16 protein-coding genes and 2 riboswitches are annotated in these 25,246 nt (G+C 53.8%); of the genes, 5 read left to right on the top strand and 11 right to left on the bottom strand.

The genetic code is table 11. The annotated features are described in order from the left end of the window. Window positions 1–98: 98 nt before the first annotated feature. The 8 genes from R8377_RS02815 to R8377_RS02780 all read right to left on the bottom strand — a co-directional run bounded on the left by R8377_RS02815 (window position 99) and on the right by R8377_RS02780 (window position 12,092). Entirely contained in the window at window positions 99–677 is a 579-nt protein-coding gene (locus R8377_RS02815) for a DUF501 domain-containing protein (protein WP_317643680.1), read from the bottom strand. 30 nt (window positions 678–707) lie between these two features. Beyond that, window positions 708–1,295: an FtsB family cell division protein gene (locus tag R8377_RS02810; RefSeq protein ID WP_317643457.1), complete on the bottom strand. Its 588-nt coding sequence runs from the start codon at window positions 1,293–1,295 to the stop codon at window positions 708–710. A gap of 91 nt (window positions 1,296–1,386) precedes the next feature. Continuing rightward, window positions 1,387–2,682: a phosphopyruvate hydratase gene (gene eno, locus R8377_RS02805; protein WP_317643456.1), complete on the bottom strand. Its 1,296-nt coding sequence runs from the start codon at window positions 2,680–2,682 to the stop codon at window positions 1,387–1,389. 109 nt (window positions 2,683–2,791) lie between these two features. Further along, window positions 2,792–6,331 (bottom strand): transcription-repair coupling factor, encoded by a 3,540-nt coding sequence (gene mfd / locus R8377_RS02800; RefSeq protein ID WP_317643455.1) that lies wholly within the window; start codon window positions 6,329–6,331, stop codon window positions 2,792–2,794. After that, window positions 6,321–6,920, bottom strand: a complete 600-nt coding sequence (gene pth / locus R8377_RS02795; RefSeq protein ID WP_317643454.1) for an aminoacyl-tRNA hydrolase — start codon at window positions 6,918–6,920, stop codon at window positions 6,321–6,323. Before pth ends, mfd begins: the two co-directional genes overlap by 11 nt. Window positions 6,921–6,992: 72 nt before the next feature. Continuing rightward, window positions 6,993–10,229 (bottom strand): UPF0182 family membrane protein, encoded by a 3,237-nt coding sequence (locus tag R8377_RS02790; protein ID WP_317643453.1) that lies wholly within the window; start codon window positions 10,227–10,229, stop codon window positions 6,993–6,995. A 61-nt stretch (window positions 10,230–10,290) separates the two neighbouring features. Next, window positions 10,291–11,463 carry a glycosyltransferase family 4 protein gene (locus R8377_RS02785; protein WP_317643452.1) on the bottom strand — a complete coding sequence of 391 codons (1,173 nt, stop codon included), beginning with the start codon at window positions 11,461–11,463 and terminating at the stop codon, window positions 10,291–10,293. Continuing rightward, window positions 11,460–12,092: an NAD(P)H-dependent oxidoreductase gene (locus R8377_RS02780; protein ID WP_317643451.1), complete on the bottom strand. Its 633-nt coding sequence runs from the start codon at window positions 12,090–12,092 to the stop codon at window positions 11,460–11,462. The genes R8377_RS02785 and R8377_RS02780 overlap by 4 nt, the downstream gene beginning before the upstream one ends. Before the next feature lie 171 nt (window positions 12,093–12,263). Next, a riboswitch (M-box (ykoK) riboswitch) is annotated at window positions 12,264–12,423 on the top strand. A 291-nt stretch (window positions 12,424–12,714) separates the two neighbouring features. On the opposite strand from R8377_RS02780, the gene R8377_RS02775 reads away from it, so the two are divergent. The 5 genes from R8377_RS02775 (at window position 12,715) to R8377_RS02755 (ending at window position 17,673) form a co-directional block, all read left to right on the top strand. Further along, the gene (locus R8377_RS02775; RefSeq protein WP_317643450.1) at window positions 12,715–14,478 is read left to right on the top strand and encodes an ABC transporter permease; all 1,764 of its coding nucleotides are present in this window, start codon (window positions 12,715–12,717) and stop codon (window positions 14,476–14,478) included. 54 nt (window positions 14,479–14,532) lie between these two features. Continuing rightward, the gene (locus tag R8377_RS02770) at window positions 14,533–15,897 is read left to right on the top strand and encodes an ABC transporter ATP-binding protein (protein WP_317643449.1); all 1,365 of its coding nucleotides are present in this window, start codon (window positions 14,533–14,535) and stop codon (window positions 15,895–15,897) included. Between the two features lie 21 nt (window positions 15,898–15,918). Then, window positions 15,919–16,002, top strand: a riboswitch (Fluoride riboswitch). Between the two features lie 92 nt (window positions 16,003–16,094). Beyond that, the gene (locus R8377_RS02765; protein ID WP_317643447.1) at window positions 16,095–16,544 is read left to right on the top strand and encodes a fluoride efflux transporter FluC; all 450 of its coding nucleotides are present in this window, start codon (window positions 16,095–16,097) and stop codon (window positions 16,542–16,544) included. After that, window positions 16,541–16,909 carry a fluoride efflux transporter FluC gene (locus tag R8377_RS02760; protein ID WP_317643446.1) on the top strand — a complete coding sequence of 123 codons (369 nt, stop codon included), beginning with the start codon at window positions 16,541–16,543 and terminating at the stop codon, window positions 16,907–16,909. The genes R8377_RS02765 and R8377_RS02760 overlap by 4 nt, the downstream gene beginning before the upstream one ends. 125 nt (window positions 16,910–17,034) lie before the next feature. Continuing rightward, window positions 17,035–17,673 carry an NAD(P)-dependent oxidoreductase gene (locus R8377_RS02755; protein ID WP_317643445.1) on the top strand — a complete coding sequence of 213 codons (639 nt, stop codon included), beginning with the start codon at window positions 17,035–17,037 and terminating at the stop codon, window positions 17,671–17,673. Between the two features lie 28 nt (window positions 17,674–17,701). Here the strand turns inward: R8377_RS02755 and R8377_RS02750 are convergent, their stop codons facing one another. From R8377_RS02750 to R8377_RS02740, 3 genes are all read right to left on the bottom strand, one after another. Then, the gene (locus R8377_RS02750; protein ID WP_317643444.1) at window positions 17,702–18,712 is read right to left on the bottom strand and encodes a class C sortase; all 1,011 of its coding nucleotides are present in this window, start codon (window positions 18,710–18,712) and stop codon (window positions 17,702–17,704) included. Window positions 18,713–19,033: 321 nt separating this feature from the next. Further along, window positions 19,034–20,581 carry a SpaH/EbpB family LPXTG-anchored major pilin gene (locus R8377_RS02745; protein ID WP_317643442.1) on the bottom strand — a complete coding sequence of 516 codons (1,548 nt, stop codon included), beginning with the start codon at window positions 20,579–20,581 and terminating at the stop codon, window positions 19,034–19,036. Window positions 20,582–20,878: 297 nt separating this feature from the next. Then, window positions 20,879–25,063, bottom strand: coding sequence for an SdrD B-like domain-containing protein (locus R8377_RS02740; protein WP_317643441.1), 4,185 nt, complete (start codon window positions 25,061–25,063; stop codon window positions 20,879–20,881). Window positions 25,064–25,246 lie beyond the last annotated feature (183 nt).

Raw genomic sequence — 25,246 nt, 5'->3', positions numbered from 1 at the left:
TTCCTCACCACAATTCACTCAGCATGCACACCATAGAGCAGCCTGATCGCAAGCGGTTCGCAGCGCACCCCTTCTGCACGCAGCCTCACCGCCTATGCTTATGACCGGATCAAGGGCCAAGGTTGGGCGCAACGGCAAACTTGCGGATCAAACTGATCACGGACCGCAGCTAAAGCCTGGTCACCAATGGGATTGACTCCCGGGCCCATGACTAGTGACTGGGCACTAAGCGCGTGTAGGCACTTGACCCGGTTGGGCATGCCACCGGCCGTAATGCCCTCGATATGGCTCTCGTCGTCGCCTAATCGCAGGGCAAGAGCATGGCGGAAAGCCAAGTAAGTGTGATGGGCACGCAGATAAGCTTGCTGGAGCTCTTCGCTGCTGGCTAGCTCCTCGTTCATCTGGTTCATGAGACCATCAGCTTCAAGGCGAGAGATGGCTTTTACTGCTTCCAGTGAAGTTAGATAGCAGCTCGTAGGGAAGGGCACTCCCTTGGGCAACATAGGGCGAGTTATAACCGCTAAAGGGTTACCGCAAACGCAACGGGCACCCACCGCCACGATGCCACGCGGATAGCGGCCCAGCTGAGCTTGTACAACGTCAATGTCTTCTTCACTAGCTTGGTGTTCAAACGTTCGATTGATTAGCTCATCGATACGGGTTGGCGGCAGTGCCATCTGCGGCTCTTGGCTGTCTGTTCTCATAGTCTACTCCCCCGAATGGTCTTGATTCTTGCTAGTACGAAGAGATTCTTGCTGTCCACTTCCTTGACCGCTGCTAGACTCCTGAGGCGTTTTCGTATTGGCCGGAGTGTCGGCACGACTAAGTGAATAGGCCATTTCTCGATACCAAGGCAGAGGCGCGTGGGCTTGACTGTGCTCATTGGCACTCTTGCGCTGGGCTGAAGAGGGCTGCTCCCCAGTCACCGCCTCGGGATGCAGCACGCGAATGGCTTGCTCACCTGGAAAGACGAAACCTAGACGGTCTCGGGCCTGAGCTGTAACGTAAGCATTGTCATCCCAGCGAGCGATGTCGTTTTCTAAATCGCGCTTTTGGGATATGAGTGCCGCCTGCTGATTTTTAAGACCATTGAGCTCAGAAAGATTGACAGCATAGGTGTGAAAGGTTGAGACCAGCTGAATAGCTCCAATAAAGACGATAATCAGGGAAATACACAAGGATATGGGCCCCTGACTACGCCGGCGCGACTGGCTCTTGGAGTCCTTAGGCTGCGAAGAACCCTTGCTTGGTGCATTGCGCCGCGAATGCGGAAGACTTGCTCTGGTCATACTCATAAAAATACCCGTGGCAGCCGACTCGACATGCCACGGGCGTAGAAAGTGAGAATCGGTCAGACTCAGTCACCCGAGTCTGACCAGTCCCGACTTACTTCATATACTGCTTGCAGGCCTTGAAAGCGCTGTAACCTGCGTACTGAGCGGTGGAGCCAAGCTCTTCCTCAATCTCCAGCAAGCGGTTGTACTTTGCAACACGCTCGCCACGTGCAGGAGCACCAGTCTTAATCTGTCCGGTGTTCTTAGCAACTGCCAAGTCAGAGATGGTGGTGTCAGGGGTTTCACCGGAACGGTGAGAAACCATGGAGGTGAAGCCATTCTTGGTGGCCAGCTCGATGGCGTCCAGAGTCTCGGTAACGGTACCGATCTGGTTGAGCTTTACCAGCAGAGAGTTGGCAGCCTTGAGCTCAATGCCCTTGGCCAAACGCTTGGGGTTGGTTACCAAGAGGTCGTCGCCCACGAACTGGAGCTGATCGCCCATGGCAGCAGTAATCTTCTGCCAAGCAGACCAATCTTCTTCAGAGAAAGGATCCTCGATGGAGACCAGCGGATACTTGGAGACGAGCTCCTGGTAGTAGTCCAGCATGTAGTCGGCATCGCGGTCTTCGCCGTCGAAGTGGTACTTGTTGGATTCCTTGTTGTAAAACTCGGAGGAGGCTACGTCAAGGGAAACACCAATCTGCTTGCCGGGCTCATAGCCAGCGGCGGAAATGGCATCCATGATGTACTTGAGGGAGTCCTCGTTGGACTTCATCTTGGGAGCGAAACCGCCCTCGTCGCCCAGACCGGTGTTGAAGCCGTCCTTCTTCAAGACAGACTTCAGGGTGTGGTAGACCTCGACGCCTGCGCGCAGAGCCTCATGGTAGGAATCGAATCCGTAAGGAGAAATCATGTACTCCTGGATATCGGTGGCGAAATCAGCATGAGCACCACCGTTCATGATGTTCATGTTAGGAACGGGCAGAATGTGTCCGTTGGTGCCGCCGATGTAACGGTAAAGCGGAAGCTCTGCAGACATGGAAGCTGCATAGAGAGCAGCCAAGGAAACACCGAGAATGGCGTTGGCGCCCAGCTTACCCTTGTTGGGGGTGCCGTCGAGCTCAATCATCGTGTCGTCGAGGCTACGCTGATCGCTGGCATCCATTCCAATGACATTGGGGGCGATAATCTCGTTAACGGCCTTTACCGCGTCGAGTACACCCTTGCCCTGGTAACGGTTCTTGTCGCCATCGCGACGCTCCCAAGCCTCGGCTTCGCCGGTGGAGGCACCAGAAGGCACCAGGCCGCGGCCTTCAGCACCATCTTCAGTCTGCAGAATGACCTCTACAGTTGGGTTTCCACGGGAATCAAGAATTTCGCGTGCATACACGCTTTCAATTGCTGCCACAACTTCTCCTTACGGTTACAACTTGTGTTGTGCTAACACCCTCAAGACTAGTGCCTTTGTTGGACTAAGGACGCTCCCATAATGTGAGCGCTCACACTTGCTCTATTGACTACTTTTTCGGCTGGTGTTGCCAAGCCAAATCGTCCAAGAGCTCGTCGGTCCAAGCCAAAATCTCTGCCGAATCCATAGGCTTAGCTCCTAGACTGCCCGCGAAGGGCGCAGGAATCTGGAGGGTCTGCGTAACTGGATGGTAGCGCGAACCCTTATAGATCCTGCCAATCCTCGTCTGGAGAGACTCGGGCATGTCAATCTTGCTGATGCGCACCCGGCTGGACTGGCCGTTAATCTCGGAAATACCCAGCGCTCGGGCCTTGGCTCGCAGGCGGGCCACCGAGAAGAGCGTTTCAAACTCGGCAGGCGGTGTGCCGTACCGGTCCGCAAGCTCCTCGTACAGCTCCTGCAAGTCCTGCTCACCGCGGGCTGTGGCCAACTTCCGATAGGCTTCCAACCGCAGCTTATCGGAATCGATATAGTCAACGGGTATGGAAGCCTCCACCGGCAAGTCAATCGAGACTGAAACCGGCTCCTTGCGTTCGGGCTCTTTATAAGCCTCAACGGCCTGAGAAACCATGCGTACGTAGAGATCAAAGCCCACACCTTCAATGTGACCAGACTGCTCAGAACCCAGCAAGTTTCCAGTGCCGCGCAGCTCCAAATCCTTCATTGCCACGTCGTAGCCCGAGCCCAAAGCCGTGTGTTGAGCAATAGTAGCCAAGCGGTCGTGAGCAGTCTGGGTCATGGGCTTTGAAGGATCGTAGAGGAAGTAGGCGTAGGCTCGTTCTCGACCACGCCCCACTCTCCCTCGCAGCTGGTGGAGCTGGCTCAAACCAAAGCGGTCGGCCCTATCCACAATGAGAGTATTAGCATTAGGAATATCTAGGCCAGTCTCCACAATCGTGGTACAGACAAGCACGTCGACATCGCGGTGCCAGAAGCTCTGAATCACCGCGTCGAGTTGCTTCTCCCCCATCTTGCCGTGAGCTACAGCCACCCGAGCCTCGGGAACGAGATCATGAATCTTGGCGGAAATCTTAGCAATATCTTCCACCCGGTTGTGAATATAGAAGATTTGCCCGCCACGCAGAAGCTCTCGACGAATAGCCGCCGTCACCTGCGCATCTTCATAGACACCAACATAGGTCAAAACCGGCAGGCGGTCCTCAGGCGGGGTGGCCAGCGTCGACATCTCGCGAATACCAGTCACAGCCATCTCTAAGGTGCGCGGGATGGGCGTGGCCGAAAGACTAAGCACGTCAACGTTGGTACGAATAGCTTTCAGGGTCTCTTTATCTTCGACACCAAAGCGCTGCTCCTCGTCGATAATCATGAGCCCCAAGTCTTTGAACTTGATGTGCGGGTTGAGCAGCTTATGGGTACCAATCACCACATCAACCGTGCCGTCAGCCAAGCCCTCTATGGTCTCATTGTTCTCTTTGGCGGACTGGAAGCGACTCATCTGCGCCACACGCACAGGGAACCCTTCAAAACGCTCGGTGAAGGTCTGATAATGCTGCTGCACTAAGAGTGTAGTCGGCACTAAGACCACCACCTGCTTAGCATCTTGCACGGCCTTAAAGGCAGCGCGAATAGCTATCTCGGTCTTACCAAAGCCCACATCGCCACAAATGAGGCGATCCATAGGCATCGACTGTTCCATGTCGTGCTTGACTTCGTCGATAGTCGTCAGCTGATCAGGCGTTTCCTGATAGGGGAAAGCATCCTCAAGCTCTTTCTGCCAAGGCGTGTCAGGCCCAAAAGCGTAGCCTCGCGTGCGCTGACGGGCCGAGTAAAGCTTGACCAAATCTTGAGCAATTTCGTGGACATGCTTCTTTGCTTTCGCCTTGGTCTGCGCCCAGTCAGAACCGCCCAATTTGTTGAGTTTGGGCGCCTCTGAGCCTATATATTTGCTCACCTGATCCAGCTGGTCGGCCGGTATGAAGAGCTTATCGGCGGGAGCACCACGCTTGGAAGGCGCATATTCAACGACTAAATATTCGCGAGTGCCCTTGCTAGCTTTGAGACCCACCTGCCGTTGACGCATACCCAAGAAGCGGCCCACACCGTGGCTTTCGTGGACCACATAGTCGCCCACTTTCAGCTCAGTTAGGTCAATGGCCTTACGGCGGCGCTTGGCAGACTTTGGCCCAGCTGCCACGCTGGCATGGCCGGTCAGGTCGCGCTCGGTGAGCAGAGCAAACTTGGCTTCGGTATCGATGAAACCATCGGCTGCCAAGGATTGAACGTAGGTGATGCCGGAATTGCCCGTTGCCTCGATTGCCCGCCGGAGTCTACTCAAGGTGCCCTTGGCACCTGCAGTTACGATGACCTGACTACCCTGAGCTATAAGGCCCTCGATGCCGGTTCGCGCCCGTTCTTCATCGCCGCGGAATTCGTCAGGCGTTTGGGCAGCCAGCAGCTCGTGGCCTTCCAAGCTGGGATCGACACTAAAATCGGTCACATCCCACACTTGACGCTTGGCACTGGTCAATGATTCAACCGCTTGCTCATAGTCAATGAAGGAAGCCTGGTCAAAGGAAATCGGAGCCCCTGCACCATGCCCGGAAGCGGCTACATGCCAAGAGGCAGCCAAAAACTCGTTGGCAGTCTTGGCCAAATCGTCAGCCGAACGCCTCAGCAATTCAGGGTTTGAAAGTACAACAGTAGCCCGCTCAGGCAGGAGCGATTCCACTGGAGTTAAGTTGTCCACCAAGGCAGGCAGAAGCGATTCCATACCCTCTACCGGGATGCCTTGCGAGATGGATTCCAACATATCGTTGGCGTTGGGAATCTTGCCCACCAGCTGAGCTGCCCGTTCGCGCACCTGCTCGTTAAGTTCCAACTCTCGGCAGGGCGTGGCCCAAACCTGGTCCAAACCGTCGCCATAGGTGCGCTGGTCGGAGGCATGGAAGGGGCGAATAGAGTCAACGGTGTCACCAAAGTATTCAATACGCACCGGGTGGGCAGCCGTGGGAACGAACACATCTACGATGCCGCCGCGCACCGCATACTCTCCGCGGTCCATCACCAAATCTACGCGCGTATAAGAGGCCTTTTGCAGGCGGGACACTGCCTCCTCTAGGGGCAGCTCTTCATCAACGGCGAACACCAGCGGATCGATATCTCCCAAGCCTTTGACCACGGGCTGAATGAGCGAGCGCACCGGCATGACGAGAATACCGATAGGCCCAAAGAGAGAGTCTGCCGGCTTCGGATGGGCTAAGCGGCGGAAAACCGCCATTCTAGCGGCCACTGTGTCGGCCCGGGGTGAGAGTCGTTCGTGGGGCAAGGTCTCCCAAGCTTGCAAGAGCGCGATATTCTCACTAGGCCCATCGAACCAAGAACGCAGGGAAGCTACTGCTTCCTCACCATCTCGCTCGGACGGCACTATGTAGACCACCGGCTGGCGCTGGGCAGCTGCCGCAACCAAGGCCGGGCGTATGCCAGAAGGAGCTTGGATGGTGAGTCTTCCATCCAGCGAATCATCACCGGCACGACCCGAAACTAAGCGGGAGAAAGTCGAATCAGCGCGCAGCTGTTCAAGATAGGGCGCGAGTGCATGTTCTAAGCCCGGCACCTGCTCAGCGGCCATTAAACTGCTCCTGTGCCTGGTGCAAGCCTTGTGTCATCACGATTTCTGTAGCATCAGCACCGTCGGCCAAGAAGTCGTCGAGCTTGCTGCGCTGGTCACCAGAGAACCGCCCCAAAACCCAGTCGACTGTTTGCTGGTGAGCCTGAGGCCCGCGCTGAGCATGCCCTACTCCAAGACGCACGCGCGCGTAGGCGTTAGTTCCTAGCGAGCGGTCTATGGAGCGTATACCGTTATGCCCGCCGGCTGAACCGCCAGTCTTGACCTTGATACGTCCATATTCCAAGTCCATATCGTCGTGAATCACGACTACATGCTCGGCAGGAATGTCGTAATATGAGCAGATTGAGGCCACAGCGTTGCCTGAATCATTCATGAACGTCAGGGGCTTAGCAAGGAAGAACTTCACTTCCTGCCCTTGCAAGCGCATAACGCTCTTGCCCAGCATGGCCAGCCCCTTATGATCGCTCATCGACAGGGACCAGCGCTGAGCCAAGAGGTCGACACACATGAACCCCATGTTGTGGCGGGTCCCTTCATACTTTGAACCGGGATTACCCAGCCCTACGACCAGCCAGAATTGAGATGCCATGTGTGCTCACTTCCCAAGTACGTACAAACCTTGAGCATTCTACAAGCTTTGCCAGACCGCCGGGCCCGGCTTTTACTCCTTTTCCTCACTATCGAGCGCCTTGTTGAGCGCCTCCTTGAGGCGGGTTTGTGCTTCACCGTAAGCACTGAAATCGCCTTGCTTGAGGGCAGCGTCCGAATCTTTCATAGCCTGATTAGCGTCGGTAAGAGCCTGCTGGAGGGCGGGGTTGGACTTGGAAGAGCGCTGATCGGCACTCCCCTGGCTTGGCTGGCTCCCCTGCACGGCTTCTTGGTCGTTTGATTGACCTGGAGCTACTGGCTGAGCTTCGGCCGTCTTACCAGCGTTGGCCGCATCTCCGGCAGCTGCACCCGAATTACCTTTGAAGGTTTTATCGAGTGCCGCATCCAAAGTAGGAGCTGAGCTCACCTTGTCTCCGAAGGCAACTAGAACTCGCTTGAGCAGCGGGAAGGAGGTGGCACCGGAAGACTGCACGTAGACCGGCTGAATGTATATCAGACCATCGCCCACCGGTAGAGTGAGCAGGTTGCCGCGTTTCACCTTAGTGGAGCCCGACTGTAAGAGGTTGAGCTCAGTGGAAATCGTGGCATCTGAGTTGAAGTTGTTCTGCGCCTGACCGGGGCCAGGAACGTTAGAGTTCTTGGGCAATTCAAGCAGTCGCAGCGTACCATAATCAGGGCCTATTTTGCCTGCAGTTTTACCAGCGTCAGAATCTACCGAGAGGAAACCGGTGAGAATTTCCCTGGTCGATGTACCAGCAGGAATAAAGGTAGAGGTGAGCGAGAAGGTGGGAGAACTGGTGCCCGGCGTCTGCATAGTCAAGTAATACGGGGGCTGCTTCACACCGCGCTTTTGCTCTTCGTCGCTTCCGGTAGGATCGACTGGCGTCTGCCAAAAATCTTCGCCCGAGAAGAACTGACTGGCTTGGTTAACGTGGTATTGGGAGAGCAACTGACGCTGCACCTTAAAGAGGCTCTCCGGGTAGCGCATGTGGCTCATTAAGTCGCCCGAAATCTCACTGAGCGGTTTGTATTGGCCGGGGAATATTTGCTCCCAAGCCTTCAAGACTGGGTCTTTGCTATCCCAAGCATACAGGTCTACCGAGCCGTCGTAGGCATCGACGGTGGCCTTGACTGAGTTGCGAATATAGTTAGCATTTTGCGACCCCAAGCCCTTAACCGCTTGCGAACTGACCGTAGTCGTGTCTTGAGTAATAGGGCCCAAGTCCACCTTTTGCGAGTAGGGATACATGTCAGAAGTGGTGTACCCATCCACGATCCACTTCACTCGGCCTTCCACCACTGCCGGGTAGACGCGACCGTCCAAGGTCAGATACGGCGCTACCTTAGCCACACGCTCCTTAGGGCTGCGCTCGTAAAGAATCTGCGAGTCCGAAGTCACACGGTCAGAGAAGAGAATCTGGTCGGAGCCGAAACGGATGGAATAGAGCAAACGCGAAGCCAGATTGCCCACTGAAGGGCCGCCGTTTCCGGTAAACGTGTTAGTAGCACCGTTGGAACCAGTGGGATAATCAAACTCCCAGCCCTTGGTTTTGGTGCCCTCAGGAGAGCCAACTATCGAATATTCGGGAGCGTTGGGAGAGAAGTAAATCCTCGGCTCATAGTGCTCTTGGTCGGTCAGCTTGCCGTGAGTAGGAATGTCCTGCTCGAAGAACTCGGGCTGACCGTCGGGCGTGAGCTTGTTTCCGTACGCTGCAACCACGCCGTAGCCGTGGGTAAAGACGGTATGGTCGTTGACCCAGTTGCGGTTGTCGTTGCCGTCCAAGTCCAACTCACGGGCACCGATCACTGTATCTTGGCTCACGCCGTCGATGTCGTATTTATCTACTGCCAAGGTGTCTTCAAAAGTGTAGTACTGCTTGGACTGCTGCAACTGGCGGAAGGTGGGAGAAACCACTTGTGGGTCAAGCAGACGAATCTGAGCTGTCGTATCCGCGTCTTGCGCCAAGGCACCGGAACGCACTTGCGTAGTAGCTTCATACTGCTGGGTTTTGAGCTTGTTTAAACCGTAGGCTTCACCGGTGGCAGCTATGTTGCGCTGGATGAAGCTCGATTCCATCTCTTGCTCGTTGGGGCTCACACGGAAGCGCTGAATGACCATAGGCCATACGCCCGTGAGTAAGATGCTGGTAACAATCACAGCGGCTATGCTCACTGCAGGCACCCGCCACTGCTTAACTGCATCCGACACACTGACCGCTGTTGGTCTGCCCTCGCCAAGCGTCTTAGCAGTCAGCATCCAGATTCCTAAGACTAGTCCCAAAACAGCCACCAAAGTCGCCATAATGAACGTAACCGGAATGCTGGCATTAACAGAAGTGTAGGAAGCACCTGTAATGCGCTGACCCTGCTCGGTCAAGTGATCGAAAACACCAAACGCAATGTTACAAGCCCAAGCCAGCATGACAATCATGAGCCACACTGCCACTTGGCGGCGAGCGCGACGGGTCATTTCGATAATGCCCCTGCCATGGATGGGCATAGTTAAACGAATACCACCCATTAAGAAGTGGGTGATGACACTAAACAAGCCTGCCAAGAAGACAATAAGCAGAAGAGAAGAGGCCACCAGCTTCAAACCTGGAAGGGTAAAGACGTAGAAGCCGTTGTCTAGGCCAAATTGCGGGTCGGAACTGCCGAAAGATTGGCGGTTAAACATCAAGAGAATACTGGTCCAATCCGCATTGAATTGGAAACCGAATACAATGCCAACGCCTAGTGATACGAGGCCTGCTATGCGCCAAGCTTTTTTAGAAGTAATGCCATGACTCACCTCGATGACATCGCCCTTAATGCGAATGGTTGAGCCGTCTGGGTCGTCTGGTCGAGCTTTAATAGCGAGCGAAGCAGAAAAAAGGGTAACGAGCGCAACGATAAGCGCGTATGCTAGCCACAAGCCAATTTTGACTGCCAGCTGAGTCCACACTACCCGGCCCGCGCCCAGCTGCGAATACCACATCACGTCGGTAATAAAACGGGCAGTGGCAAACAAGACCGCGACTATTGCGGCGATAATGCCTACCACCCACAGGAGTATTTTCGAGCTCCGACTCATAGCCGGGCTTGGCGAGGGCTGGCGCTGTAGTCGTGGCATTCGAGGCATACCTGGCCCTTGAGGACCGCGCGGGCGACTCCCAGCTGAGCTGGCATGAGGCTTGCCGTCTTCCTCTACATTGATGATGACCGGGTCATCATCAGCACGCCCTTGGCGATCAAAGCGAGGATCGCGGGCGTCGTCGAACATGGCACCGAACATATCAAAAAAGGACATACAGCCAGCTTACAGGTAGATATGCCTCTTGGGAGCGCTCTCCTCACTTGGCGCAAAGCAGCTACTGAGCGCGCTTCCCCGTCAGTGCCTGCTGATACACGGTTTCGACTTGGTTAGCCACACTCTTCACATCGTAGCGTTCCAAGAGCTGGTATTCACGCTTACCCAATCGCTGAGCCCACACCTGGTCGTCGAACGCGCGGGCTATGCGTTCAGCTAAGCGCTGAGCGAGAAGTTCCGGCTCGCCCGCGACAGGGAAAAGGGCATCCTCATCGTTAAGCAGGGTGGAGCGATAACCGGGATTGTCTCCAGCCAAGGTCTGCCCTGCCCCGGAAGCGATAGCTTCCAAGAGCACGATGCCGAAGGATTCACCACCACTGGACGGGAACACTGCCACATCTGCCGAAGCCAAGAGCGTCGGCTTGTCGCTTTCTGAAACGAAACCGGGGAACTCTACTTGCGTACGCAAATGCTGGGCCTGCTCACGGCAAGTGTCCAAGAGCGGCCCCTTGCCTGCCATTGTGACGTGCATGCCTTGCGGGAAGATGCCTTCATGCTCTCCCCAGGCCAGAGCGTCGAGCAAGAGCTGGGCACCTTTTCTGGGCACAAATCGCCCCAAAAATACTATGTGTGGGCCACCCTCCCGGTAGCGTTCCACAGCTTCAGGACCAGCAGCTTCCCGCTCCAGCTCCAGCTGAGCCACATCAACCGGATTGGGGATGATACTCCCCCGCGCTCCGGCGGTGAGCTGTGCGTAGCGGGCTGCCACCTCAGAAACTGCAATAACTTGGTCGATACTGCGGTGAGATGGCGCGTTAATAAGCCCTAAGAACTGCCCGGCCAGCAGCTGCAAGCGGCCAGTTGTTGCTATGTGATACGTGGCCACGAGCCCCGTCTTGGCGCTGGCTCGTTGCAAAACCCGGCCAGCCAACATGGGGCTGTATGGAGCCTGCACATGCAGGATGTCGAAGTCTACACGCTCAAGCACTTGGCGAATGGCAGCATCGGAAGCAAAGAGCGGTATGCGCATCTGGTTACCGTTAAAAGAGACCAGCTTGTTACGAGAGAGCGAGTGCACGTTAGCAACAGGCGGATGCTCAGTTTGACCTACTAAATAGTGGACTTCATGGCCCCGCTTACTTAACTCCCGGCCTAGGGTCAAGATATGCTGTTGGACTCCGTCGAGCACGTCGAGGGTGTCATCGAACACGAAGCCGATAGTGAGCGCTTTCATGATTGCACTTCCGGCTTTTGCGAAGCTGTCTGGACTGCTGTTTGACTACCCAAGACTGATATGCGAATCAAACGCTTGCGCATTTCTTCGCGCACCTGCTCATCTTGATCGCCCATATTGAGACCATCGAGGTAAACTTTTTCGATGTCTTGCACACCGCAGTAATCCCTCAGGGTACGCTGGCAAATCTGCACATCGATAGCTTTATCGACCCCATCAATACGGTGGCTGCCCTCGCTAGCCCCGCAAAGAATAATCAGCTTAATTGTTTTGCCTGCCAAAGCGCCCGGAGTGCCATCAATATTGTACGAGAACCCGCGGCAGAGCACCCGATCAAAGAAGCCTTTCATAATGGCCGGCATGGAGAACCAATACATCGGGAAGACGAAAGCGATAACATCTGCGTCTTCAATGCGGCTTTGGAGAGCAGCTACATCATCAGGTACAGGCCCCTGCCCCAAGTAGTGTAGGCGATCTTCCATGGAGTAAACCGGATTGAAAGCTTCTGCATGGAGGTCAATCATGTCGGTCAAAGCACCGCTCTCAGCAGCGCCGTCGAGAAAGGCGCTGCCCACCGCTTGGGTAAGACTCTCAACTTCCGGATTTGCGGTAATAGCTACTGCTTTCATTGCGACCCCCTCATATATGCAAGATTCAACCCAAGCGCCAACTAATTAAAGCAAGTAAGCACATATCCTTTCTCTACATTCTCACCCGGGGCGCAGACCTCCGGGCAAGCATTCACTTACCTCTGTCAGCTCAAGTAACTTGACAAGTTACAATTAGCGCTTTAAGTTAGTTCATGCAGTCGGTAGGCGAAGCTACCACATGGACATGGGTTGCTGCCGCAAAGGAATGGAGACACTCCGCGCTGGTCAGCAGTCCCCGTCGAATCAAGGCGAGGACTAATGCAATTCCGAATACCATGCGAAGCCGAAACTTGAACGACCGGAGCTAGGTAAATAGCTTTTACCTCTCATGCCGTCCTTCATGCCTACACAGACGTAGACGCACTAGAGAAGAAGGAGGTGGGGTACATGGACGACGTTCCGCATCACAGTTATACCGATACGACTTTTACCACTTGCTTACAGCATCAGATTCGTCAACGCAATATGCAAGCCTCATCAGTCTTCCCTTTCACGCTCTCAGCCTCCATTCGATAGTTACGAATGCATAGGTGGGCATCGAGCGCGCCAGCGAGGAAGCTTGAGGCTAGCCAAACAGCAGCATTAAGAAAAGAGACTGCTTATGACTATGTTCACCACTCCTTCGCGAGCTCTGGCTTCAGCTCCAACCGAGCGCAGCCAAGCCTCACGAAGCACCCGACTGGCTTCCAGTATCGTCGTCATTATCGGCGTCATGGTATTTTTCGGAGCCTTAGGATACCTCCTGCCCGCCATCGGAGCACCGATAGGCCCACAGGGCATCCCTGATCACATTTCCACCGATCCCAAAAACCTGCCTTACTACGCCCTGCGCTCTGTCTTGCGCATGTTTATCGCCCTGTTTATCTCCTTAGTCTTTTCCTACATTTATGGGTTGGCAGCAGCGCGAAGCAAGCGCGCTCGCACGGTGCTGATTCCCCTGCTCGACATTTTGCAGTCGGTGCCTATTTTAGGCTTCCTTTCAGCCACCATCTCGATCTGGCTGGTGCTCTTCCCCGGCTCTATTATGGGAGTGGAGGCAGCTTCTATCTTTGCTATTTTTACTAGCCAAGCATGGAATATGACATTCTCTTTCTACGGCTCTTTAATCAATGAACCCGCGGAATTAGATGAGGCTGCTCGCTCCTTGCGCCTCACCCGCTGGCAGCGCTTCTGGAAGTTAGACGTACCGTTCTCCACGATTCCTATGCTTTGGAACTGCATGATGAGCGTGGGCGGCGGCTGGTTCTTCCTGACTGCTTCCGAGATGATTTCGGTCAACAACACCACTATGGCTTTGCCTGGCATCGGCTCTTATGTAGAGGAGGCAGCTGCCGAGCAAAACTTAGGCAAGGTCGGTTTAGCTATCGTCACCATGGTCATTGTGGTTATCTTGATTGACTTCCTCCTATGGAAGCCGCTCACCGCTTGGGCAGAAAAGTTCAGAATTACCCAGAGCGAATCAACTGACCCCAAGCGCAGCGCGGTGTTGACAATCTTACGGCTATCTGGAATCAACGATTTCCTAGCTAAGATAGGCCGGCCCGTAGCCGCTTTCTTCGACAGCATTACTCGACCTCTTGGTAGGACTGGTTCTCGCTGGGCAGTGCAGAGTAAGGGCCGCAATATTGGAGATGTGACGTACGCTCTACTGCTGGCAGCTCTTAGCGTATGGGGGGTGTGGAAACTTTACGATTTGGTCGTGCCCACACTTGGCCTAGCAGAAGTTAGCGAAGTCTTTGGCCTAGGTTTTATAACCTTGCTGCGAGTTATCTTGCTTATCGCCGTTAGCTCCATCATTTGGGTACCTATAGGCGCTATGATTGGCATGAATCCTAAGCTTTCTCGAATCCTGCAACCTATAGTACAGATTTTCGCGTCTTTCCCAGCCAACTTCATCTTCCCCTTCGTAACCATGTGGTTCTTAGCTTGGCGCATTGACATTAACTGGGGTTCCATCCTGCTCATGGCTTTGGGAACTCAATGGTACATTCTCTTCAACGTCATTGCCGGAGCTTCGGCCATACCCGATGACCTACGAGAGATGTCACGCAGCCTTCGTCAACCCGCTTGGCAGCGTTGGAAGACCTTGATTCTACCCGGAGTATTCAACTCATGGTGCACTGGCGGCATTACAGCCGCAGGTGGCGCTTGGAACGCATCAATCGTCTCCGAAGTGGTCTCCTACGGTAAAGACACCTTAACTGCCCACGGTTTGGGCTCCTACATAGCTGAAGCCACCACTATCGGTGACACACCAAGGATTATTGCCGGAGTAGCAGTGATGAGCATCTTCGTAGTCGCTATCAACAAAGTCTTCTGGTATCCCATCCAGGCCTTGGCTCAAAAGCGCTACAGCCTCACCTGAACCACGAATATTTACACGATAATGTACGAACAATTTTTGAAACGAGAACCTACTATGAAGACAGCAACCATCTTGGAAGCCAGCCACGTTACCAAAGAATTCGAATCCGACAAGGGCAACGAATTGAAGGTCTTGGACGATATGTCCTTCACCCTGCACGAGGGCGAAATCGTAGCCGTTTTGGGCCGCTCCGGTGCCGGCAAGTCAACATTCCTTCGCATTCTTGCAGGTTTGATTCCGGCCAGCTCGGGCTCGGTAAAGTACCACGGCCGGGAGCTGAGCGGCCCTAATCCAGGGGTATCTCTAGTATTCCAGACCTTCGCACTCATGCCTTGGCTGACTGTGGAAGCAAATGTGGAACTGGGGCTACAAGCACGCGGAGTGCCAGCTGCTACAAGGAAAAAGCTGGCCTTAGAAGCGATTGATGCTATTGGCTTAGACGGTTTTGAAAGCGCCTATCCCAAGGAGCTCTCCGGCGGTATGAAGCAGCGCGTAGGCATTGCACGCGCGTTGGTTTTGAAGCCAGACGCACTCTTTATGGATGAGCCTTTCTCTGCGCTCGACGTATTGACTGCAGAGAATCTACGCCAGGAAGTGCTCAACGTATGGTCTTCCGAATCCGATGCTATCAAGTCAGTTTTACTGGTGACCCATAACATTGAGGAAGCTGTGCAAATGGCCGACCGCGTGGTGGTCTTAGGATCCCACCCCGGCCACGTGATTGCAGAAGTGCCCATCAAGATGAGCCGCCCGCGAGACAAGCAGTCCGAGGAATTCCAGGACACTGTTGACTACCTGTACGCCGTACTCACGGGCCGCTCAGACAAGGGAGACATTCGCCGTAAACTCCAGACCACAGTGCGCGACAAGGAAGCATTCAACAACTCAGTACGCGAGGAAGACTTGAGCAACAGGGTACTGCCCGATGCCACTCCCGGCGGTTTGGCAGGCTTGGTTGACGTGGTTACCGATCATCCTGATGGCATCGATATGGCAGATTTGGCCGCCATTCTCAACTTTGAAGTGGACGACCTCTTCCCTCTTATCGACGCTGGTCTCATGATGGGCATTTTTGATGCCGACAACGGACACGTACGTCTCACCGATTTGGGTAAGCAGTGGCAGCAGGCAGACATTTTGCAGTCCAAGGAAATGTTCTCCTCGATGATTTTGGACCATGTGCCGCTGGTAAGGGTCATCGATCGCGCTCTGAAGAATTCCGAGTCCAAGAGCCTCCACGGCTCCTTGATTCTGGATCTGCTGCGCGCCCACCATTCCGACAAGGAAGCTGTCCAGCAATTCGAGACCGCCATCGGCTGGGGTCGCTACGGCGAGCTCTTCGACTACGATGCGGACGACGACCGCCTCACCTTGGACCCCGAAAACAAGGTGCCCACCCCTCAGTCCAACGAGGAGTAGCCTCAAGGCGCAGTATAATTAGGAGTAACCGGCGATGGAACCCGCCGAGAGCTAGCCCCTACAAGGCCGCTCTGAACCGCAAGTGCTGATAGTTCCTACCAACTCACAGGATGAGTGTCGGCACTTGTGGTCCTTGAGGCTCTGGCTTCAGGCGGGTTGCTCGTGCAGGCATACTTCCTCTCACCAAAGGAGAGACTGTGCTTAATCCTTCCCACCCAGATTCGGATTCACCGAGCTTCGATTTTCCCTTATTGATTGTTGTAATTGCAGGAGGAGCTCTTGGCACTGGCTTGCGCTACTTGCTCACCGCCCTGCCCAACTTCTCATGGTATTTTTACACGGGTACTTTCATTGCTAACATTTTGGCTTGCTCTGCACTAGGCTTGCTGACAGGATACCTCTCTATAGCGGCTTGGATACCCCAGCGCAGGCGAGAATATATGGGTCGTGGCCTAGGTATGGGTTTGTGCGGCGGCTTATCAACCTTGTCTGCACTCATGGTGGAAGTGATTACTACCGCCAGAGATGAACGCCTATGGTCGGCTCTTATCTATCTTGTTGGCAGTTTTGCAGCTTGCATATTCTTAGCTTGGTTTGGCACTCGCTGTGGTCGCCGCTTGGCCAAGCTCAGGGGAGGCAGGCAATGACTGCGTTACTGGTGTGCTTATGCGGTGGCCTGGGTGCAGGCCTGCGCTATCTGCTTGATACGAGCGTTAAGAATACTTGGCATGGCAGCTTCCCATTCTCCACCTTATTGATTAACCTGATTGCTTCTTTCTTTGCTGGATTGATTGCCGCCTTATTTGCCCGTCTTGTGATAGATCCCACTACCCATCTCCTGCTAGCTACCGGTCTCATTGGCGGGTTTTCCACGCTTTCGACAGCTACCGTAGAGGTAGTTTCTCTTGTCGAACATCTCAAGCTCAGGCAGGCGGCCTTCTATCTGACCTCTACAATACTGGGCCCCTTGGCAGCTACAGCAGCTGGTTTTGCACTCGGCATGGCCCTGTGAGCCTACGCGCTGTGGCAAATATTGTGTTTGTGGGGCAAACTTAGGTCTCAGACGTGTACGGTAGTAGGTAGATGTAGGTCGGGTCGACCACCGCTGGCGACCCACTAAAAAAAAGGGTGGCAATAATGGCAAATTTCAAGGTGGCAGTAGTTGCTGCGAATGGTAAGGCCGGCTCAAAGATTGTGGAAGAGGCCGTGGGCCGTGGAATCGACGTAACGGCGATGGTGCGCAGCAAGAACAAGACCGCTGCCCAGCATGCTATAGTCAAGGATCTCTTTGATCTCACCACTGCTGATTTGAAGGGCTTCGACGTAGTTATCGACGCTTTCGGCACTTTCAAACTAGAAGATTTGCCTGAGCACATGACCTCTATGAAGCATTTGGCTGACGCGCTTTCCGGAACCAACACCCGTCTGCTCATGGTCGGTGGCGCAGGCAGTCTCTACACTAATCCCGAGCACACGCAGCAGCTCAAAGACGGCGCCGACTTCCCCAAGGAAGCCCTCCCCCTCTCTACGATGATGGGCAAGACCTTGGAGCAGTTGCGCCTACGCGACGATGTGCGCTGGACGTATGTAAGCCCCGCCGCCAACTTCGTAGCCGACGGTCCTCGCACCGGCCACTACCTCTTGCGCGGTGAAGAATACTCCACCAATGACCGCGGCGAATCCACCATCTCCTACGCCGACTATGCTATAGGCCTGGTTGATGAAGCTGTCTCCGGCAACCACATCCATCAACGCATTTCTCTTATTGGAGCCTGACTGACTGCCCTGATCGGTTATTCACTCACTAGTGATTGTTCGCATGGTGGTGAGGTTTGATAGTTTTTCGGCTCCGCTTGCTCGATTGTTTATGTGCGGCCGTTTTACGGTGTGTGTGTTTGTGTTTGGGGCCATTGGGGATAGTGCCGGTTAGGACTGTCGGTTTCCCTGTTTTCAGGTTGCGGTACAGCCAATATGAGTCACCCAAGAACACTACCGCAATAATAAGAGTCCAATAGGGGAAATCGGGGATAGTGGGGCGGGTGGCGGCGGCTTTCTTATCTTTCTCTGGCGTGGGATAAATACGCTGACCGGTAACAAAAATACGCTGCGTGTTCACACCCAAGGGAGTACACGTCACCAAAGTAACCAGGTCTTGGCCTTCAACTGGTTTCAAACTCCGTGTCTGATCGGGGTCAACAACCTGGGTTCTAACTACTTCGTAGGTTAATACTTCACCAAAACTAGATAGCGTGAACCGGTCACCCTGTTTAACCTGATTCAAGTTCGTAAACATCGTAGCCGTGGCTAAACCCCTGTGACCAGTCAATACGGCGTGTGTGCCTTGGCCTCCGACCGGTAGGCTGGTACCCTCTAAATGGCCGATACCCTGTAAGAGCGTGTCATCACTTGTACCATGGTAAACCGGCAAGTCTAAACGGATGCCGGGTATTTGTAAGCGAGCCATCAACCCGTTGCCTGCGTCTAATGCTTTCAAGTATTGTTCGTGCTGGTCTGTACCTGCTTTACTCACTGGCTGGTTCGTATTCGCCCGATAGGATGCCACCGAATGCAGGTCATCGTTGTAAGCGCGTGCTACAGCAAGCTCACGCTTAGCTTTCGACCGGTCCTCTTTACGCGAGTCGGGCACGCCGTGGGCTATCAGCCTGGACTGCTCGTACTGCGCCACCCACGAACTCGCCGTGGGATACAACAACGACACCGTGCCGGCTAGCACTAGGACGAAGACGAGTAAGGCTGAGCCACGACCAGAATTAGCTGGTTTCACTCTCTTGTTATCTTCTCGACTCTTACTCACATTGGTTGGCTTGCGCTGCGGCTTATCATGCGAGTAACAGTACGGAACTCGTGAACGCTCACCCCGCTTACTTCTCGTTACCACTTACACACCCCCTCACTCAACCACACCCCACACCGCATACCCGAAAGCGCTCCACTCTGCCCATTCACACCAGCAATACCAGCACAACCACACTGGCCCCCCTTGTAAACGGAAAGAGCAGGGCTAGCCAAGTAAGAGAATCTGACTAACCCTGCTCTACCACTATTACTCAAGCAGCCCGGCAAACTATCTGGGGGAACCTACCTGCCAGGCACGAACCCACACCACACTTGACAATTAAGCGCGGCGTTTAATCACCAAGAACACAGCCGCACCCAGTAACAACACGCCAGCCACAGTCAACACCACTAGGCCTGCAGCACCGGTTAAGGGTAGTGGGGGCATACTATTCTTACTATCCTCAACCGTGACATCAACACCACTGGTGACACCAGTCTTCACGGTAATTGGCGTAAACGCTGCCGATCCGGTAGGCAACACATAGCCAGCAGGTGCCTTGATCTCCTTAATCACATAACAACGCTGGCCAGCATCAGCGGGAGCGTTCTTCGAATCCGAGACAAACAAGCCCGGAATCGTGACCTTACCACCAACAGCGGTAACAAAACTCGCACCCGAACTCACCGTCAACGCGTTGCCGGTAGCTTGAGCGGTTGAACAGTCAGACGCGTACGGGGTTTGCGCCTCATACACCTCAAACTCAGCACCAGACAAACCACTACTATGATCAGCCGCATCCAACTTGTTGATCACCACATCACCCCAATTAGTACGCACCTCAGGAGAAGTAGGAGGAGCAGTCGGAGGATTAGACGGAGGAGTCGTAGGAGGAGTGACGGGCGGGTCAGGAGTAACCTGCGTATCCGAATACAGTTCCGCCTTATTCCTAATAATACCGTCAGCACCAAGGGAGTTGACCTTACCCTGGAACGTGACCACGATCTGCTTACCAGCAATAGTCTTCAACCACGCTAAACCAGCCTGAGTAAACGACAAGTCCACATCCTGACCCGTTACCGTTTCCTTCCAATGCGTGGCCGGCACAGCACTACCGTCTACTGTTACCGATGCCACCTTCAAATCAGTTAAACGCGAATCCATTGGATCGTGGACCACATAATAGGAGAAGCTGGCGTTGTCTGCTATCTTCGCCACCCCAACCGTCACCGGGAAGGAGACAATAGAGCCTAAGCCCAAGCCGGTTTGCGAGGTGACGCTCTTATCAATAGAGCCCACACCGTTCTTCGGGTACACGTTCACATCATAAAGCCAACCATTGGTAGCACCGGAAGGGCGAGCGTTATCAGGGAAGGGAATCGTCACGATAAAAGGCTGAGCAATATCCACCACCTGGGAAGGATGACGAGTCTCAGCCACCACATACGCACCCACCGGCAAGTTAGACGCCGTAGCTAAACCAGTCGCATCCGTAGTCACCTTCACACCCGGAGTAGTAAGCGCATGATTGTTAACCGTGGTCGTCGCAGCCGACGCATCATCCAATACGGAAGGAGCAATCCACGTGGCCATCTCATCCCACGTCGCGGGATCGGCCATATCCAAGCCAGCCACCCGATACAAGGTAAACTCCACATCCTCAATACCCGGCGTACTAATAGAAGCCGAACCATCAGGAGACGCAGTCTCACTCGTACCATTCTGCCGCTCATGCTTATGAATAATCACTGAGCCAGTCTTCGACTGATCAATATCACCAAACTCAGGAGTCGAAGGCAACGCCACCGCAGCACCAGTCAACCCCAACGCAGTCAACGACACCGCAACCAGCGCAGCCCCCCAAACCCTCACACCTACATGTTTCATGTTTTCTTCTCCTTCACACACCGCCAACCTTGAAGGCCACGGCGCACAAATACAACACTGATCAAGCACCCATCACACCAGCGAAAACCACACAGGCCTAAGCCACGCAACAGGCACACTGTTCACCACCAGCCACTCCCCCACAGCCAGGTCACACCAGTCAAGGACCATCACGACTACCCCCACCAGCACACACACAAGAATGAGTTACAGAACGAACAACAGGCCGTATAAGAGCTTGACTAGTAAATAAAGAAACACTCAGACCACACCGTTGCACACGCCAAATTACATCAGTCATTGATGCCGCCCCCTCGTCAACGCAGCCAACAGTCGACGCGAGCGAGACACCCCAAACAAGCTCGCACCCAACAAGAACGCCAAACCAAGTAAGAGATAGGCCATCACACTAACCCCACCAGTAAGCGGCAGGCCAGGCATACGCTGCTGCACATTCACAATCCGACCCAAATCCACACTGGCATTGGTAGCGTCAATCGTGAACGCGTACTCCTTCACATCAGCCACATACCCCGGTGGCGCTTTCGTCTCCGTCAACACGTACGAACCAGCAGGCAAATACCGCACCTTAAACCCAGCCTTAGCAGGATCCACATCCACCTGACCCGCCTGACACACGCCAGACGTGTCACAATCCACAACCAACCCCAGTGAAGTGCCCGTCACATCCGAGACCGCACCACCAGACGTGTTGGTAATCTTCCACTGCGAACCACTCAGGGGTTTCACACCATCAGCGGTCGGGCCCGTGACCTTACTCCAAGACAGCGAACCGGTCAGAAGGCCAGCATCAGAGGACGAGTCCTCAACACCGCCCACCGGCAGGGTCACGTTCGCCACACCATTAGCATCAACATCAGAATCAATAGCTCGATCCGAACCCTGCGACTGTTTCGTAAAACCAACCGACTTACCCTTATCCACACTCACCCGATACGAGCCAGAACGCATATCCGCAAACGTATACATGCCAGCAGCATCGGTATTCACACTCACATCCACCGCGTTACCCAAATCATCACTACCACTCACACGCACCGGCAAACCCGCAACCACCGGCTCACCCACATCACGAACACCCCCACCATCCAAATCCCACCAAGCCTGACCAGATAGGGAAGAGCCAACAATCTTCTGCACACGATTAACCGGACCCACCGGATCCTTCAAACCAGTAATACGTGCATAGCCTTCATTCGAAACAGTGTCTCCGGCTTTGTCACCAACCACATCAACCGCCACCGTCGCACTAATCGACTCACCAGAAGCAAACACACCCGGACGAGACAGACGCACCGCCTTCGTATCAGCAACAGTTGCCGGACAACCGGCAGAACCCAACTGCGACTGCGAACACCACTTCACCGACGCAGGCATCACTACTTTCGGATCCCTGGGCACACTAGAAGAACTCGTATACTCAACAACGACAGGATTACCCGGCAAATCACCACGAATCACCGTCACCGATTTAAGCTTCGCCGACCCTGAGAACGAACTACCCGCCACACCAGAAACCGGCAACACATCAACCACCACAGGATTAGTAAGTCCGCCAGACGTGGGCTGCGAGTTACGCAAACTCAACTCCCAAATGTTCGACTCAACCTGCTTAGCACCAATACGATTCACCTCAACCGTAGCCGTCAAATTACGCTTATCAACAGCCACACCAATAATATTGTCAACACGAACCGCCACCGTACTCGTACGATCCACTAGAGAAGACTGATCCGCATCAGACCACGCCACCACCGAATTCGCATACGTGCCGTCGTCAGCCGCACCAGACACCCTAGCCGCCAACACCACCACAGGAACCGGATCATTCACCACCTGATTATCAAACACCCACCGCACATACGTCTCACCAACCCCACACGCAGGCCGCTTCGCATCAGACGGAGTTGACGACTGCACCACACTCGGCACCGGCCTCGTACCACCACCCCTACCATCAGACGGCACATACTCCAACGCCGCCGGCAAACAATCCTCCAACCACACCGAATGACCAACCGGATCAGCACCACCAGCAGACGTCAACGACGCCCGCAACTCAAACTCCACCACATCCCCACCAGTAGCCGCCACCTGAGGCACAAACAAGCCAGAACTACCCTTACGCACACCAGAAGCCACACCCACCTGAGCATGAGTGAGTTTTAACCGATCACCAGCTCGAAAGCCAGAATGCGTGGCTTGATTGTAAGAAGATATTGTTGGCGTACCAGTTGTCAATGCTTCAGCTTTTGATACCGAACCGGATAGCTTGTAGTCAGAGGCCCAAGTCGGTAAAATCGTATTATCTGGCATTCCATCGGCAGCCACAGTAAAACCAACTTGGACGGCCAGAAAAACCTGCAATTGGACGATAGGGAGCGCTTCGGGTAGCACTACGTAAATACGTATACGATTTACTCCCGTATAAATGCCGCTAGCTGCTTTTGCTGGATTGTTTCCAGGCACTTTCTCGGGAGCATCGTACCATTGAATTCCAATTTCGTTCGGGTCAGAGCTGCCCCCTGAATTTGGAGAGGGCCCATTTGCATATTCGACCTGTATTTTCGGTGCAGATGAAGGATCAAGATTCCCTTCTCCGGGATTACCATAGCCAGATAACCACACGGCTTGATTATTAACAGGAAATCCGTATAGAATACCTTCCCGCTTAATTTGCGCAACTGTCATCTTGGTTAAATGCAGTTTTGAATTATCCCACGATTCGCCCGCAACATGAGTGACTGGAACTGGATAACTGGAATTTGACCCACCAAATAGCAGCTGAGCAACCACTTTCTGCCCAGAAACAGACCGATTTTCACCGCCTCCATACGTTGACAAGCCAGGAAGTCCGTCTATCTGACCCCACCATCCTGGATTGTAGTCACGGGGAGAAGAATTTTGTAAATCGCCAGGAACACCGCCAAAAGCGACTCCGAATGTGCCTGGAACCAATACTTGGCTAGAAAACGTACGATAGTCATTTGTTAAGTTTTGCCCTGCGCTTGTCAGAACATCTGCACCTCCAAATCCTTGCATATGTAGATTGGTGTATGCCTTACGCTGTTGCAGAGTCCAAGTACCTTGATTGTATATACCAAAATCTTTAACAGTATCCACAGGAACATCTACAGCTATAGCTATAGCAATCGCGTATGCTTGCCCGGCTGGCAAAGTTTCACCTATTATATTTTTCGTCGGATATGTCTTCAATGACCAATCTGTGTTGGTAATTGTAATCGAAGTCGCTGTTCCAGGTCCTCCAGGCTGCGAAAAAACAACAGTTCCGGAATCTCGCGTCGAGTTCTCAGCGCCGTACCTAGACATTTTATCCCCCGGCAACCCGCCCATATAATCTGGGAAAAGCGCAGAAACGGCACCGTACTTCTGTGGATTAGCTTCTAGACTTTGATATTGCTGAGGTGTGAGGCCGGGAAATATCTGTCTTGGGCTTAAATCCAGCGTCATCGTAACTGGCTCTACCGCAGGCATAGCTCCCTTACCATTCGCACCCGCAGACATCATTAGGGGAAGTCCTGCATAAAAACAATTTCTACTAGAATCCTGCGGACATTGTCTTATACGCGGCCCCCACATGTAGCCCGTATTCTCGCTAGCCGTTACACCATTCATAGATAAGTCCCATTTAAGGGAGGAAGACGATCGCACACTAGGGAGTGGCTTAGCTGTTGACACATCGGCCAGATTATCTCCCTTGAGTATCAACGATTTCGGAGTCAGCATTACTCCGTTGTGAACAGCGTTGCTCACCTTAACTGATAGAGCGAACGATTCAGCAGCCGCATCTTTCGTACCAACGTTGCATGAAATAGTTTGCTCGGCTAGATCATTAATTGAATTCGCAGTGTAAGGCAAACTTACTTCACCAGCAGACGCGGGCACAAGTGACGAACCCTGACCACAAAAAGCCGGTAGCTCATCAATCATCAAACCCTTGGGCAGCCCTATAACCACCGTCGTATTCGTCGAATGCACACCGGACACAGCATAATCAACACGGTACGTAATCAAATCATTGACTCGCACGATGCCATTATGATCAGATGAATCATCGCCAGCTTTATCCGTCGCATCAAACGGCGCAGTACCATCAGCAGCAACCACCATCGAAATCGAACGCGTACCCAACTCAACCTTAGGAGACAACACATCGTAAGCATCAGCAGCCCACCGATTAACAACAGCACCAGCCTTACTCCACACACCACGAGCCCAAGAAGACGACACTTGCAAAGCCGACTGAGCCCGCCCCCACACACCTGTCAACTCAGAACCATGAGCACTCGTACCCTGCTCAGATGAAGATTGCAAAACAGAAGAAACATCATGGGATTGACTTGATCCAGCCTCACTATCCAAGCCTGAAATCACACCAGATGAACCGCGAGCAGGTTTTATAGAAGAAGATGAAACATTCGCAGCAGAAGACCCACTCAAGGCCTTTGCAGCACGTACATCAGAAGAAGAACCAACAGTAGCTGAACTTACAGAATCCTGGGGGGGGGGGTCAGACTAGCAGCACTCACAGGCACAGTAACCGAGCCGAGTAGACACGCAGAAACCGCGGTCAGTACGACCTTGCTCACCACCATCGAGAGCTTCGACACGATTCAACACCCC

This window comes from Bombiscardovia apis (assembly GCF_033095945.1).
Lineage (GTDB): Bacteria > Actinomycetota > Actinomycetes > Actinomycetales > Bifidobacteriaceae > Bombiscardovia > Bombiscardovia apis.
This window is presented reverse-complemented; position numbering and strand designations above follow the sequence as displayed.

What these genes read in the sequence shown, in the direction of transcription:
- R8377_RS02815 (WP_317643680.1), bottom strand. Translation starts at nt 677, where the DNA reads ATGGCACTGCCGCCAACCCGTATCGATGAGCTAATCAATCGAACGTTT.
- R8377_RS02810 (WP_317643457.1), bottom strand. Translation starts at nt 1,295, where the DNA reads ATGAGTATGACCAGAGCAAGTCTTCCGCATTCGCGGCGCAATGCACCA.
- mfd (WP_317643455.1), bottom strand. Translation starts at nt 6,331, where the DNA reads ATGGCCGCTGAGCAGGTGCCGGGCTTAGAACATGCACTCGCGCCCTAT.
- pth (WP_317643454.1), bottom strand. Translation starts at nt 6,920, where the DNA reads ATGGCATCTCAATTCTGGCTGGTCGTAGGGCTGGGTAATCCCGGTTCA.
- R8377_RS02790 (WP_317643453.1), bottom strand. Translation starts at nt 10,229, where the DNA reads ATGTCCTTTTTTGATATGTTCGGTGCCATGTTCGACGACGCCCGCGAT.
- R8377_RS02785 (WP_317643452.1), bottom strand. Translation starts at nt 11,463, where the DNA reads ATGAAAGCGCTCACTATCGGCTTCGTGTTCGATGACACCCTCGACGTG.
- R8377_RS02780 (WP_317643451.1), bottom strand. Translation starts at nt 12,092, where the DNA reads ATGAAAGCAGTAGCTATTACCGCAAATCCGGAAGTTGAGAGTCTTACC.
- R8377_RS02775 (WP_317643450.1), top strand. Translation starts at nt 12,715, where the DNA reads ATGACTATGTTCACCACTCCTTCGCGAGCTCTGGCTTCAGCTCCAACC.
- R8377_RS02770 (WP_317643449.1), top strand. Translation starts at nt 14,533, where the DNA reads ATGAAGACAGCAACCATCTTGGAAGCCAGCCACGTTACCAAAGAATTC.
- R8377_RS02760 (WP_317643446.1), top strand. Translation starts at nt 16,541, where the DNA reads ATGACTGCGTTACTGGTGTGCTTATGCGGTGGCCTGGGTGCAGGCCTG.
- R8377_RS02755 (WP_317643445.1), top strand. Translation starts at nt 17,035, where the DNA reads ATGGCAAATTTCAAGGTGGCAGTAGTTGCTGCGAATGGTAAGGCCGGC.
- R8377_RS02745 (WP_317643442.1), bottom strand. Translation starts at nt 20,581, where the DNA reads ATGAAACATGTAGGTGTGAGGGTTTGGGGGGCTGCGCTGGTTGCGGTG.